Source organism: Janthinobacterium sp. 1L-D-8-B-C4, from assembly GCF_057291295.1.
This window is the reverse complement of sequence record NZ_JBXAVX010000015.1, coordinates 121,170-134,844: the sequence shown is the minus strand read 5'-3', so window position 1 is coordinate 134,844 and position 13,675 is coordinate 121,170. Positions and strand designations below refer to the sequence as shown.

12 protein-coding genes are annotated in these 13,675 nt (G+C 62.3%); 8 read left to right on the top strand and 4 right to left on the bottom strand.

What is annotated here, in order from left to right:
• Positions 1-7: 7 nt before the first annotated feature.
• Positions 8-2,029 carry a primosomal protein N' gene (locus AC0Z42_RS23195; protein ID WP_485470538.1) on the top strand — a complete coding sequence of 674 codons (2,022 nt, stop codon included), beginning with the start codon at positions 8-10 and terminating at the stop codon, positions 2,027-2,029.
• Here AC0Z42_RS23195 and AC0Z42_RS23190 read toward each other — a convergent pair whose 3' ends face one another.
• Positions 2,030-2,905 carry an ArgP/LysG family DNA-binding transcriptional regulator gene (locus tag AC0Z42_RS23190; protein WP_485470537.1) on the bottom strand — a complete coding sequence of 292 codons (876 nt, stop codon included), beginning with the start codon at positions 2,903-2,905 and terminating at the stop codon, positions 2,030-2,032.
• A 125-nt stretch (positions 2,906-3,030) separates the two neighbouring features.
• Here AC0Z42_RS23190 and AC0Z42_RS23185 point away from each other — a divergent pair, with 125 nt between their 5' ends.
• Positions 3,031-4,491, top strand: a complete 1,461-nt coding sequence (locus AC0Z42_RS23185; RefSeq protein WP_485470536.1) for a dihydrolipoyl dehydrogenase — start codon at positions 3,031-3,033, stop codon at positions 4,489-4,491.
• On the opposite strand, the gene AC0Z42_RS23180 is transcribed toward AC0Z42_RS23185, so the two are convergent.
• Positions 4,492-4,977: an SRPBCC family protein gene (locus tag AC0Z42_RS23180; RefSeq protein WP_485470535.1), complete on the bottom strand. Its 486-nt coding sequence runs from the start codon at positions 4,975-4,977 to the stop codon at positions 4,492-4,494. It abuts the gene before it with no gap.
• 214 nt (positions 4,978-5,191) lie between these two features.
• On the opposite strand from AC0Z42_RS23180, the gene AC0Z42_RS23175 reads away from it, so the two are divergent.
• The gene (locus AC0Z42_RS23175) at positions 5,192-7,252 is read left to right on the top strand and encodes a UvrD-helicase domain-containing protein (protein WP_485470534.1); all 2,061 of its coding nucleotides are present in this window, start codon (positions 5,192-5,194) and stop codon (positions 7,250-7,252) included.
• 2 nt (positions 7,253-7,254) lie between these two features.
• On the opposite strand, the gene AC0Z42_RS23170 is transcribed toward AC0Z42_RS23175, so the two are convergent.
• Positions 7,255-7,602, bottom strand: a complete 348-nt coding sequence (locus AC0Z42_RS23170) for an addiction module antidote protein (protein WP_485470533.1) — start codon at positions 7,600-7,602, stop codon at positions 7,255-7,257.
• Positions 7,586-7,990 (bottom strand): type II toxin-antitoxin system RelE/ParE family toxin, encoded by a 405-nt coding sequence (locus tag AC0Z42_RS23165; RefSeq protein WP_485470532.1) that lies wholly within the window; start codon positions 7,988-7,990, stop codon positions 7,586-7,588. The genes AC0Z42_RS23170 and AC0Z42_RS23165 overlap by 17 nt, the downstream gene beginning before the upstream one ends.
• Before the next feature lie 157 nt (positions 7,991-8,147).
• On the opposite strand from AC0Z42_RS23165, the gene AC0Z42_RS23160 reads away from it, so the two are divergent.
• The 5 genes from AC0Z42_RS23160 to AC0Z42_RS23140 all read left to right on the top strand — a co-directional run bounded on the left by AC0Z42_RS23160 (position 8,148) and on the right by AC0Z42_RS23140 (position 13,585).
• Positions 8,148-8,363 carry a SlyX family protein gene (locus tag AC0Z42_RS23160; protein WP_094442476.1) on the top strand — a complete coding sequence of 72 codons (216 nt, stop codon included), beginning with the start codon at positions 8,148-8,150 and terminating at the stop codon, positions 8,361-8,363.
• 130 nt (positions 8,364-8,493) lie between these two features.
• Positions 8,494-10,644 (top strand): M3 family metallopeptidase, encoded by a 2,151-nt coding sequence (locus AC0Z42_RS23155; protein ID WP_485470531.1) that lies wholly within the window; start codon positions 8,494-8,496, stop codon positions 10,642-10,644.
• A gap of 183 nt (positions 10,645-10,827) precedes the next feature.
• Positions 10,828-12,972 (top strand): M3 family metallopeptidase, encoded by a 2,145-nt coding sequence (locus AC0Z42_RS23150; RefSeq protein WP_485470530.1) that lies wholly within the window; start codon positions 10,828-10,830, stop codon positions 12,970-12,972.
• Positions 12,973-13,073: 101 nt separating this feature from the next.
• Entirely contained in the window at positions 13,074-13,283 is a 210-nt protein-coding gene (locus AC0Z42_RS23145) for a VF530 family protein (RefSeq protein ID WP_094442472.1), read from the top strand.
• An 11-nt stretch (positions 13,284-13,294) separates the two neighbouring features.
• Complete coding sequence (locus tag AC0Z42_RS23140; RefSeq protein ID WP_485470529.1) at positions 13,295-13,585, top strand: DUF4404 family protein; 291 nt, start codon at positions 13,295-13,297, stop codon at positions 13,583-13,585.
• Positions 13,586-13,675 lie beyond the last annotated feature (90 nt).

Here is a 13,675-nt window from a genome sequence, read left to right as displayed (position 1 = left end):
TAGACCCATGGCGCAGTGCATCCTGAAAATCGCGCTCGATACCCCGCTCAATGCCCTGTTCGACTATCGCTGGCGCAGCGACGACCTGCCCCTGCCGCAGATCGGCCAGCTGGCGCTGGTGCCGTTCGGCCGGCGCGAAGTCATCGGCCTGGTCGTCGGCATCGCCGACAGCACCGAGGTGCCCGATGCGAAAATGAAAGATGTGCTGGCCGTGCGCAGCCAGCTCACGCCATTGTCCGGACAATGGCTGGCGCTGGCCGCGTTTGCCGCCGATTACTACCAGCGCCCGCTGGGCGAAGTGGCGCTGCCGGGCCTGCCGAAGAATTTGCGCGTGCTGACCACCGTGGCGCTCGACCGCGCCATCAAGAAGCTGGCCAAGTTGCACGATGCGCATGACGGCACGCCGCTGAACATGCCGCCACTGAACCCTGCCCAGCAGGAAGCGGCCGACGCCATCGGCGGCGCGCAGGGCTTCAAGCCGACCCTGCTGTACGGCGTGACGGGCAGCGGCAAGACCGAAGTGTATCTGCAGGCCTGCGCCCAGGTGCTCGCGCGCGAGGAGGCGGCGCAGATATTGATCCTGGTGCCGGAAATTAACCTCACGCCCCAGCTCGAAGGCAATATCCGCGCGCGTTTTCCCGGCGTGATGCTGGCCACCTTGCACAGCAGCCTGTCCGAGGGCGAGCGCATGCTGCACTGGCTGGCAGCCCACCAAGGGCAGGCGCGCATCGTGCTGGGCACGCGGCTGGCGATCCTGGCGTCGTTGCCGAACCTGAAACTGATCGTCATCGACGAGGAGCACGATCCTTCCTACAAGCAGCAGGAAGGCTTGCGCTATTCGGCGCGCGACCTGGCCGTGTGGCGTGCCTGGCAGTTGCAGATTCCGATCGTGCTCGGCTCTGCCACGCCCTCGCTGGAAAGCTGGCACCACGCGCAGACGGGCCGCTACCGCAAGCTGGAATTGCGCGAGCGGGCCGTGAAGAACGCCGTGCTGCCGCGCGTCAAACTGCTCGACATGGAACGCGACAAGCCGAAGGACGGCCTGACCTCGCATCTGGTGGCGGCATTGAAGCTGCGCATGGAGCGCGGCGAGCAGTCGCTGCTGTTTTTGAACCGGCGCGGCTATTCGCCGGTGATCTGCTGCGAATCGTGCGGCTGGATCAGCAACTGCACCCGTTGCACTTCCTTCATGGTGCTGCACAAGCCCGAGCACCGGCTGCGCTGCCACCATTGCAGCCTGGAGCTGCGCGTTCCGCGCCATTGCCCCACCTGCGGCAATGTCGACCTGCAACCGCTGGGACGCGGCACGCAGCGCGTGGAAGAGGGCTTGCAGCAACTGTTTCCCGAAGCGCGCATTTTACGGATCGACGCCGATTCGACCCGCAAGAAGGGCAGCGCGCAGGAAGCGTTCGATACCGTGCACCGCGGTGAAGTCGATATCCTGATCGGCACGCAGATGGTGGCCAAGGGGCACGACTTCAAAAAACTGACGCTGGTGGGCATCCTGAACCCCGACACGGCGCTGTTTTCGCAGGATTACCGCGCCAGCGAGCGCCTGTTCGCCCAGCTGATGCAGGTGGCTGGGCGGGCCGGGCGCGCCGCGCAGACCGAGGGCGGCAGCGTGTCCGAGGTGCTGATCCAGACCCGCTATGCGCGCCATCCGCTGTATGACGCGGTCGTCAACCACGATTACGACCATTTCGCCACCACCTTGCTCGAAGAGCGGGCCCAGGCGGCGCTGCCGCCGTACCTGTTCCAGGCGCTGCTGCGCGCCGAAGCGCCGGAACTGGCCACGGCGATCGAGTTCTTGCAGGCGGCCAAGGATTGCATGGCGCATCCGGCCATTACCATCAACGATCCGATTCCGATGAGCATGACGCGCGTCTACAACGTCGACCGCGCCCAGCTGCTGCTGGAGTCCAGCTCGCGGCCCGCGCTGCAAGGCTTCCTGAAGGCGTGGCTGGCGCTGCTGCGCGCCATGAAAACGCGCGTGAAGTGGTCGCTGGAAGTCGATCCGCTCGATATCTGATCAAGCCAGCCAGGCACGCGCCGAGCGCACGATCTGTTCCGACAACAACTTGGTAAATGGCGTATCGAGGCTCCAGGCATGCCAGTGCAGCGGCACATCCAGGGTGACGTCGGGAGCCAGGTCGAGCAGGCGGTCGGTGGCCAGCAGCGGCGCCGCCAGGCGCTGCGGCATCAGGCCATAGGCGAGGCCTTCCTCGAGGCAGGCGTGGCGCGCCGCTGCCACCGGCAGGCTATGGTGGGGAAACGGCGCATGCAGGTCCAGTTGTTCTGCCAGGAAACGCACCAGCAGGCTGTGCTGGCCCACCACGGCGGGCGCCAGTTGCACCGCTTCACGACTGAAACCGTCGCCAAACCAGTGGCCGGCAAATACCGGCGTGGCCACGCACACGTAGCGCAAGATGCCCAATGATGTCACGCTGCTGGCCGCCGCCTCGGACGCGCCGGCCACGCAGCCAAACACCGTGCCGTCGCGCACCATCTGCAGCGCGCAATCGCTGTCGGCCAGGCGCACGTCGAGCTGGCAGCGCGGCGGCGCCAGCAGCGACGCCAGGGTCTCGGGAAACCAGGTGGCCAGGCTGCCGTCATCGATGGCAATGGCCAGCTCGGGCATGCTGACGGTATTGCCCAGGTCGATATCGAGCGACGCTTCCATCAGTTTCACATGGCGGTGGTGCGTGATCAGGCGCTGGCCCAGGCCGGTAGGCACGGCCGGCTGGCCACGGATGATCAGCAGGCGCCCGCTGGCGTCTTCCAGCGCCTTGATGCGCTGCGAGACGGCCGACTGGCTGATGCCCAGCGCCACGGCGGCTTTCTCGAAGCTGCCATGGCTGGCCACGGCGTCCAGCACGGCCAGCGCACGATAATCGAGTGATCCCATTAGCTGTACTTATAAATTTGAAAAATGATTAGCCATACTAATACAAGAATTGCTGCTTGGTAAAACCTTTTCCGTGCCAACAGAGTAGTATGCATCTTCATCGAATGACCTGGGTGGTGGCAATAATGAGCAACGATATCAAGACGATACAAGTGGACGTGGCGGTGATCGGCAGCGGCACGGCCGGCCTGACGGCGCACAAGGCGGCACGCCTGCATGGCAAGCGCGTGCTGATGATGGAAAGCGGGCCGTACGGCACCACTTGCGCGCGCGTCGGCTGCATGCCCAGCAAACTGCTGATCTCCGCCGCCGAAGCGGCCCATGCCGTGACAGCGGCGCCCGCGTTCGGCGTGCATCCGGGCGCGCTGCGCATCGATGGCCAGCAAGTGATGGCGCGCGTGCGCAGCGAACGCGACCGTTTTGTCGGCTTCGTCCTCGAAGGCGTCGATGCGATTCCCGAGGAAGAAAAATTGCGCGGCCACGCCCGCTTTATCGGACCCGGCAAGCTGCAGGTCGACGAGCACACCATTGTCGAGGCCGCCAGCGTGGTGATCGCCACCGGTTCCTCGCCGATCGTGCCGCCCGAATGGCAGGCGGCGGGCGAGCGCGTGATCACCAGCGACGCCGTATTCGGCTGGACCGACCTGCCGGGCTCGCTGGCGGTGGTCGGCGCCGGCGTGATCGGCCTGGAACTGGGGCAAGCGCTGGCGCGCCTGGGCGTGCGCGTGACCGTGTTTGCACGCGGCGCCAAGGTGGCGCAGCTGACCGATCCGCTGGTGCTGGCAGAGGCTGGCAAGGTGCTGGCCGAGGAATTCGATATCCGCTTCCAGACCAGCGTCGCGCACCTGGCGAAAACGGAAGATGGTAATGGCGTATTGCTGACCAGCCGCGATGGCGAAGGGAAGGAAAAAACCGAGCAGTTCGAGTATGTGCTGGCCGCCATCGGCCGCAGCCCGAATGTGCACGGTATCGGCCTGGAGACGGCGCAGATTGAACTGGACCGCCATGGCGTGCCGCTGTATGACAAGCACACCATGCAGTGCGGCAAGAGCGCTATTTTTATCGCCGGCGACGCCAGCGACGAGCTGCCGCTGCTGCCCGAGGCTGCTGACCAGGGCCGCATCGCCGGCGACAATGCGGCGCGCTTTCCTGCTGTGCAGCCGGGCCTGCGCCGCACGCCGCTGGGCGTGGCATTCACGGAGCCGCAGATCGCCACCGTTGGTGCTACCTACCAGCAGCTGTGCGTCACGCATGCGGGCAGGTTTGCGGTGGGCGCCGTGTCGTTCGGCAACCAGGGCCGCAGCCGCGTGATGCTGCAAAACAAGGGGATGCTGCGCGTGTATGCGGAATTCGGCAGCCAGCGCTTCCTGGGCGCCGAGATGATCGGCCCGCGCGCCGAACACCTGGGCCATTTGCTGGCCTGGGCTTGCCAGGCGCAACTGACGGTGCACGCCATGCTCGACATGCCGTTCTATCACCCGGTCATCGAAGAGGGCGTGCGCACGGCCTTGCGCGAGCTGGCGCTGCACCTGCAAAACGATCCCGGCAATGTGCCGGCCTGCGCCGACTGCACGCCGGGCGCTTGATTAGTTGAGCAAACCTGCGTCGAGCCGACCCTCGGCCGCCAGCTCGCGTAGCACGCGGATGGTGTCGATATCGGACTCCTGGTAGGCCGAACGGCGGAAGTCGTCGTACATGGCGTTGGCCGCATCGGTGGCCACGTCATGGCCGTCGTCATACTGGAAGCGTACCCACAGGCTGTGTTGGTCAGGCATTTCGATGGTCATCACCAGCGAGGAGGCGCTGATATCCTTTTGCGCGGCCACGGCATAGCGCACCTGCAATTGCGGCAGCAGCGTGACCTTGTCTTCGATCACCAGTTCGCCATAACGCAGGCGGCGTGAAAACCCGCTGTCGCTGCGCTCGCTGATTTCGCATTCGTCCAAATGCGGCACGAACAGCTTGGGCGACTCGGCGCGCAGCACCAGGCCGCGCCAGACCTGCTCGACCGTCAGGGTATCGATCAGCGGGTTGAGGGGATCGTTGATTTCAATCAGATGTTCAAATTTCATGGGACGGCCATTCGATAGGTTGGGGCGCAAGGCCGGGGTTATAGCCGGAATAATAGCTGGAATAATAGCCGGAATGTTACTCCAGGCCGGGCTGCGCCGCATGGATTCAATCGGCCAAGATGGCGTCCATGCGCCATTTATCAAGACCCTGGCCGTGCAAACAGCGTGCACGACACTGTTACAATGGACTGCTGTTCCCTGCGGAAATACCCTGATGTCCAAAGCACCACAATTCGGCCTGAACGCGCCCCAAAGCGAAGCCGTCACCTACCTCGACGGCCCCTGCCTGGTACTGGCCGGCGCCGGCTCGGGCAAGACGCGCGTGATCACGCAAAAGATTGCTCACCTGATCGAAGACCGTGGCTACGACCCGCGCACCATCGCCGCTTTGACGTTTACCAACAAGGCGGCGCTGGAAATGCAGGAGCGCATCGCCAAGCTGTTGAAACAGCCACGCCAGGCCAAGCAGCTGACGGTGTCGACCTTCCACTCGCTGGGCGTGAAGATCTTGCGCCAGGAAGCCAATGGCGTCGGGCTGAAAGACCGCTTTTCCATCATGGACAGCGACGACTGCTTTTCGCTGGTGCAAGACCTGGCCATTACCACCGACAAACAGATCATCCGCCAGATCCAGACCGCGATGTCGCTGTGGAAAAATGGCCTGATCGACCCGGACACGGCGCTGGCGCAGGCCAAGGATGAGGACGAAGCCAACGCGGCGCGCATCTACCGCAGCTATGTGGCCACCTTGTCGGCCTACCAGGCGGTCGATTTCGACGATTTGATACGCCTGCCGGTGGAGTTGTTCCGCAACAACGGCGCCGTGCGCGACAAATGGCAGCGCCGCCTGCGCTACCTGCTGGTCGACGAATACCAGGACACCAATACCTGCCAGTATGAGCTGGTGAAACTGATGGTGACGGGCATCGGCAAAAAGCCCATGTTTACGGCCGTGGGCGACGACGACCAGGCGATTTACGCCTGGCGCGGCGCCACCGTGGAAAACCTGAAAACCCTGGAAACGGATTTCCCCCACCTGCGCGTGATCAAGCTGGAGCAGAACTACCGTTCCACCATGCGCATCCTGAACGCGGCCAACGCCGTGATCGGCAACAACCCGAAATTGTTTGAAAAATCGCTGTGGTCCGAGCACGGCCTGGGCGAGCCGATCAAGGTGCTGGGCATGCAGTCCGACGAGCAGGAAGCCGAGCAGGTCGCCATCATGATCTCGGCCGACCATTTCGAACGCAAGAACAAGTTTTCCGATTACGCCATTTTGTACCGCGGCAACCACCAGGCGCGCATCATCGAGCAGTGCCTGCGCAAGGAGCGCATCCCGTACACGATTTCCGGCGGCCAGAGCTTCTTCGACAAGGCCGAGATCAAGGACATCATCAGTTACCTGCGCCTGTTGGCCAACGAAGACGACGATCCGGCTTTCATTCGCGCCGTGACCACGCCGCGCCGTGGCGTAGGGCAATCGACGCTGGAAGTACTGGGCGCGTTCTCGGGCCAGTGGCAGTGTTCGCTGTTCCAGGCCGTGTTCAAGGGCGGCATCGAAGCCAAGCTGACGGATCGCCAGCTGGGGCCGCTACGCGACTTTTGCAACTTCATCAACGACCTCGAATCGCGCGCCAGCCGGCCCGGTGCGGCCGGCAGCGGCGACGCGGCGGCCGAAGTGCTGGACGACATGATGAAGGAAATCCATTACGAGTCCTATCTGTACGACGCCTTCGAAGAGCGCGCAGCGCAAAGCAAGTGGCAGAACGTGCTTGAATTCGTCAACTGGCTCAAGGAGCGGGGTCGGGGCGGCAAGGACCGCGATGGCGAAGAAAAAAACGTGCTGGAGCTGACGCAGATGGTGGCCCTGATGACCATGCTGGAAGGCAAGGACGAAGAGCAGGACGCCGTGCGCATGTCGACCCTGCATGCCTCGAAAGGGCTGGAGTTTCCGCACGTGTTCCTGGTCGGCGTGGAAGAGGGCATCTTGCCGCACAAGGGCGACGCCGACGCGCCGCCCGAAACCATGGCGGCGCGCATCCAGGAAGAGCGGCGACTGATGTATGTGGGCATCACGCGCGCCCAGCGCACCTTGCAAATTACCTGGTGCAAGAAGCGCAAGCGCGCCGGCGAACAGGTGCATTGCGACGTGTCGCGCTTTATCAAGGAAATGGAACTCGACGTGGGCGACGCCGTGCCGACCGAGTCGGAAGTGATTTCGCCGAAGGAACGCCTGGCGCGCATGAAGGCGCTGCTGGCTACCCCCAAGGGCTGAGTTCAGCCGGCGTCCGGCGTGACCTTGGGCACGATGGCAAACTGCATGCCCAGCGCATCGAGCATTTTCAGGATGGTTTCGAAGCGCGGCTTGCTGCCTTCGCGCAAGGCTTTATACGCGCCTTCGCGCGTGATATCGGCTTTGGCTGCCACCTTGCCCATGCCATGCGCGCGCACCACGTCGTTCATCGCCGCCTGGAACAGTTCGGCGTTGCCGGTGGCGACGATTTCGCTCATGTAGGCGGCGATGGCGTCGGGGCTGGTCAGATGCTGGGTCGGATCGAAACGGGTCAGGCCCAGCGCGGCCAGGTCGTCGAGGTCGAAGGTATCGCGATCATTTTCTTGGTTCATTTTTTCTTCCTGGACTGGTGTGAGCGGTAGCCTGCTTTTGTTTCCTCAGCGCCGCCTGCGTGGCTTTCAATTCGGCGAGGATCTTTTTCGCCTGGCCGATATCGTGTTGTTGGCTGGACTTGTCGCCACCGAGCAGCAACAGGATCAAGCAGCCCAGATTGGTTTCATGAAAATACACGCGCCATCCGGGGCCCGTTTGCAAGAAGCGCAGTTCACACACGCCTTCGCCCACCGTGCGCCAGTCGCCTTTTTTCCCATGCTGCAAATTCTTGATGCGCGCATCGATGGCGGCCGCCGCAACATCATGCAGCTTGCCTTCCCAGCGGCGATATTGCGCCGTCTTGAAGGTATCGATCAAACACGGCTCAATCTCGGCTGACGTATCCATTGTAATCGATTGTTCTCATTCATCAAGGAGTTTTCATGCAATCTCAAGGATAGCGAGGCAATCTGCGTTGCGTGGCCAGGACAGCAGCTTGTTTGCGGTGGATCGCGAGGCTGGAGGGTAAAATGCGCGTTTGATGCCAGGAGTTACCGTGAGCACTATGGACAATGAACAGATGGAAAGCCGTTTCGTCGATATCGAGATCAAGCTGGCGCAGCAGGAAGACCTGGTCGAGTCGCTGAACCAGATGGTGTACCAGCAGGGCCGCCGCATCGACCAGCTCGAAGCGATGCTGCACAAGCTGGGCGAGCACGTGCGCGACGGCGCGCAGCAGGCCAATGGCGGCCAGGTCAACGAGCGCCCGCCGCACTATTGAGAATGACCAAGCATCACTGCATGGCGTGATACCTGCGGTTGTTGCGGGTGACGCAAGTGTTTCAGGCTGTTATTATTTCAGGCTGGTCCGCGACACAATCGCGGTTCTCTTGCGTTCTTTGAAAGATGTCATGACCCGTCCAACACTGCTCGTCATCGCCGCCAGCCTGATGCTGGCGCCAGCCGCTTTTGCCGCCACCAAGGCGCCAGCCGCCGCTACCGTCGCGGTCGCCCTGCCTGCCAGCAACCCGTTTGCGCAAGCCAGCACCCTGCCTTTCCATTACCCCGCCTTCGACAAGGTGCAGGACGCCGACTACGCGCCCGCCTTTACGGCCGGCATGGCCCAGCATCTGGCGGAAATCAATGCGATCGCCAACAATCCGAAAGCGGCCAGTTTTGAGAACACCATCGTTGCCATGGAACGCGCGGGCCAGCTGCTGGGCCGCGTGCGCACCGTGTTTTCGGTGATGTCGGGCTCGAACACCAACGAGACGATCCAGGGCCTGGAACGCGAGCTGGCGCCAAAAATGGCGGCCCATAGCGACGCGATCATGCTCAACGGCAAGTTGTACCAGCGCATCAGCACCCTGTACGCCAAGCGCGACAAGCTGGGTCTCGATGCCGAATCCAAACGCCTGCTGGAACGCTACCACACCGATTTCGTGCGCGCCGGCGCCAAGCTGTCGGCCGCCGACAAGGACAAGCTGAAAACCTACAACGGCCAGCTGGCCGCCCTGTCGACCACGTTTGCGCAGAACGTGCTGAAGGAACTCAATGCCTCGGCAGTCGTCGTCGACACGCGCGAAGAGCTTGACGGCCTGTCGCCGGCGGCGATCGAAGTGGCCGCCGGCCTGGCCAAGAAGCGCGGCCTGGACGGCAAGTATGTGATCGCGCTGGTCAACACCACCGGCCAGGCACCGCTGTCGCAGCTGACCAACCGCGCACTGCGCGAACGCATCATGGCCGCGTCGCAGGCGCGCGGCAGCCATGGCGGCGAATTCGACAACCGCCAGGTGGTGCTGGACCTGGCCAAACTGCGCGCCGAACGCGCCGCGCTGATGGGCTATCCGAACTACGCGGCCTATTCGCTGGAAGACCAGACCGCCAAGACCACCACCGCCGTCAATGCGCTGCTGGGCGAACTGGCCAAGCCGGCCGTCACCAACGCGCGCCATGAAGCGGACGATATCCAGAAGGTGATCGATGCGGAAAAAGGCGGTTTCAAGGTCGCCGCCAGCGACTGGGCTTTCTACAGCGACAAGGTACGCGCCGAGCGCTATAACTTCGACCAGAACCAGTTGAAGCCTTATTTTGAAATGAACAGCGTGCTGACCAAGGGCGTATTCTTTGCCGCCGGCAAGCTGTACGGCCTGTCCTTCAAGCAGCGTACCGACTTGCCGGTATATAACGCCGACATGCTGGTATTCGACGTCTTCAACGAAGACGGCAAGCAGCTGGCCATCTTCACGCTCGACCCTTATGCGCGCAGCAACAAGCGCGGCGGCGCCTGGGCCAATGCCTATGTCAGCCAGTCGGCCCTGCTGGGCAACCAGCCGGTGATCGCCAATAACCTGAACATTCCAAAGCCGGAAGCGGGCCAGCCGACCCTGATGACGTTCGACGAAGTGACCACCATGTTCCACGAATTCGGCCATGCCCTGCACGGCATGTTCTCGAACGTGAAATATCCGCGCTTCTCGGGCACCAGCGTGCCGCGCGACTTCGTCGAATACCCGTCGCAAGTCAATGAAATGTGGGCGCTGTGGCCGGAAGTGCTGCAGAACTACGCCAAGCACTACCAGACCGGCGTGGCGATTCCCGCCGAGCTGCTGACGAAAGTGACGGCGGCCGACAACTTCAACCAAGGCTACAAGACTACCGAATACCTGGCCTCGGCCCTGCTGGACCAGCGCTGGCACCAGCTGACCCCGGCCCAGATCCCGACCGACGTGCTGGCGTTTGAAAAAACCGCCCTGGCGGACGCCGGCATCGACTTCGCGCCGGCGCCGCCACGCTACCGCACCACCTACTTTTCGCATGCGTTTGCGGGCGGCTATTCGGCCGGCTACTACGCCTACCTGTGGTCGGAAAAGCTTGACGCCGACACGGTTGAATGGTTCAAGGAAAACGGCGGCCTGACGCGCAAGAACGGCGACTGGTTCCGCGCCAAGCTGCTGTCGCGCGGCGGCAGCGCCGATGCCTTGCAATTATTCCGCGACTTCCGTGGCCGTGATGCGAAAATCGAACCGCTGCTGGAGCGCCGCGGCTTGACCGGCAAGTAAGCCGTCGCCAGACTAAAAATGGCCGTCATGCGTGACGGCCATTTTTATTTGGTTAAACGCCTGCTGTGCCGCAAGAAACCTGTGTTATTGCCCGATACGCCCCGCCTGGCAGGCAGCCTGCTATGATTTACAACTGGTCCGCGACACGATCGCGGTTCTTCCCCGCATTTCCCGAAGGATCTCATGCTCCGTCCACAATTGCTCGTCCTCGCCGCCAGCGTCATGCTGGCCCATGCCGCTCCGCAAGCCCTCGCCGCCACCGCCGCGCCGGCCGCCGCCATCAGCGCGCAAAACCCGCTGCTCAAGGCCAGCCCGCTGCCGTTCCAGATGCCGCAGTTCGGCCTGATCAAGGACGCGCACTACGCGCCGGCGTTTGCCGAAGGCATGAAGCGCCAGCTGGCCGAAGTCAATGCGATCGCCAACAACCGCCAGGCGCCGACGTTTGAAAACACCATCGTCGCGCTGGAACGCACGGGCCAGCTGCTGCACCGCGTGCAGAGCATTTTCAGCAACATGACCTCGACCAATACCAATGCCGCCCTCGAAGCGGTGGAAGTCGATGTATCGCCCAAGCTGGCCGCCCATGGGGATGCCATCAGCCTGAATCCGAAACTGTTTACCCGCATCGATACCCTGTACGCCAAGCGCGACCAGCTGGGTCTCGATGCCGAATCGCTGCGCCTGCTGGACCGTTACCACACCGATTTCGTGCGCGCCGGCGCCAAGCTGTCCGACACCGACAAGGACAAACTGAAGGCCTTCAACGCCGAGCAGGCCGGCCTGGAAACGGCCTTTGCGCAAAACGTGCTGAAGGAAACCAATGCCAAGGGCCTGGTGGTGAACACCCGCGAAGAACTGGCCGGCATGACCGACAGCGATATCGACACGGCCGCCGCCGCCGCCAAGGAGCGCGGCCTGGACGGCAAGTTCGTCATCGCCCTGGTCAACACCAGCGGCCAGCCGCCGCTGGCCGTATTGACCAACCGCGCCACGCGCCAGCGCCTGATGGACGCGTCCTTGAATCGTGGCAGCCAGGGCGGCGAATTCGATAACCGCGCCATCGTGCTGAAGCTGGCGAAACTGCGCGCCGAACGCGCCACCTTGCTCGGCTACCCGAACTACGCGGCCTACTCGCTGGAAGACCAGACGGCAAAGACCACCACCGCCGTCAACACTCTGCTGTCGGAACTGGCAAAACCGGCGGTGGCCAATGCGCGCCGCGAAGCGGCTGACCTGCAGGGCGTGGTCGACGCGGAAAAAGGCGGTTTTACCGTCGCGGCCGCCGACTGGGCCATCTATACGGACAAACTGCGCGCCCAGCGTTTCAGTTTCGACGAGAACCAGTTGAAGCCCTATTTGGAACTTAATAGCGTGCTGAATAACGGCGTGTTCTTTGCGGCCAATAAACTGTACGGCATCAGCTTCAAGGAACGTAAAGACTTGCCGGTGTATAACCCGGACGTGCGCGTGTATGACGTGATCGACGCCAACGGCAAGCCGCTGGCGCTGTTTATCGCCGACTTCTATGCACGCGGCAACAAGCACGGCGGCGCCTGGATGAATGAATATGTATCGCAATCGTCCCTGATGGGCACGCACCCGGTAGTGGCCAATCAGCTCAATATTCCGAAGCCGCCGGCCGGCCAGCCGACCCTGCTGACGTTCGACGAAGTGACCACCATGTTCCACGAGTTCGGCCATGCGCTGCACGGCATGTTCTCGAACGTGAAATACCCGCGCTTTGCCGGTACCAGCGTGCCGAGCGACTTCGTCGAGTACCCGTCGCAAGTCAATGAAATGTGGGCGGTGTGGCCGGAAGTGCTGCAGAACTACGCCAAGCACTACCAGAGCGGTGCGGCAATGCCGCAGGAACTGCTCGACAAAGTGATGGCCGCCAAGAAATTCAACCAGGGCTTCATGACCACCGAATACCTGTCGGCGGCTCTGCTGGACCAGCGCTGGCACCAGTTGGCGCCGAACCAGATCCCGACCGACGTGCTGGCATTCGAAGCGGCCTCCCTGAAGGATGCCGGCGTTGATTATGCGCCGGTGCCGCCGCGCTACCGCACCAGCTACTTCTCGCACAGTTTTTCAGGCGGCTATTCGGCGGCCTATTACGCCTACCTGTGGTCGGAAAAACTCGATGCCGAGTCGGTCAACTGGTTCAAGGAAAATGGCGGCCTGACGCGCAAGAACGGCGACTGGTTCAGAGCCAAACTGCTGTCGCGCGGCGGCAGCGTCGATGCGCTGCAACTGTTCCGTGACTTCCGCGGCCGCGACGCCACCGTCGAGCCGCTGCTGGAACGCCGTGGCCTGAAGACGCAATAAGCACAGGTATGCTTGCATCGTTCTTGAGCGGACGGTGCAAGCGTAACGTGCGGACGGCGTAGAATTGAGTAATATGGAAAACAAGTAGTCGAAAGAAAAAAATGAGTCAAGATTTGAATGGCGTCACCCTGGAAGCGATCGTGACGCGACTGCAAGCCCATTACGGCTGGGACGGTTTGGGCAAGCGCATCGATATCAATTGCTTTATCAGCGAGCCGAGCATCAAGTCGAGCCTGAAGTTTTTACGCAAGACCCCGTGGGCCAGGAGCAAGGTGGAGCAACTGTACCTGGACACGCAATTTACTGACTGACAGGAAAAAACATGGAAAGCAAACTCAAGGAATCGTTACAACAGCTGCGGTCGAACCTGGAGTCCAGCGGCCCCGTCGATGAAGAGTTACAAGGTTTGCTGCACAAGCTCGATGGCGATATCCACCTGCTGCTGGAAAAGCGCGCCGCGCTCGAAGCCCGGGAACCGCAGGAAGAAGAATCGATCACCTATGGCCTGGCCGAGCGCAGCCAGGAATTGTCGGCCAAGTTTGCCGTCAAGCATCCTAAACTGGAACCGGCACTGCGGGAACTGGGTGAGATTCTTGCCAATATGGGGATTTGACGGGGGGCTGTCGCTTCGCGATCGCTATGCGCCCCACTGGGGCACATAGCCCCCAAGTGATTGAAACATAAACGTTTTTTTGTACAAAAA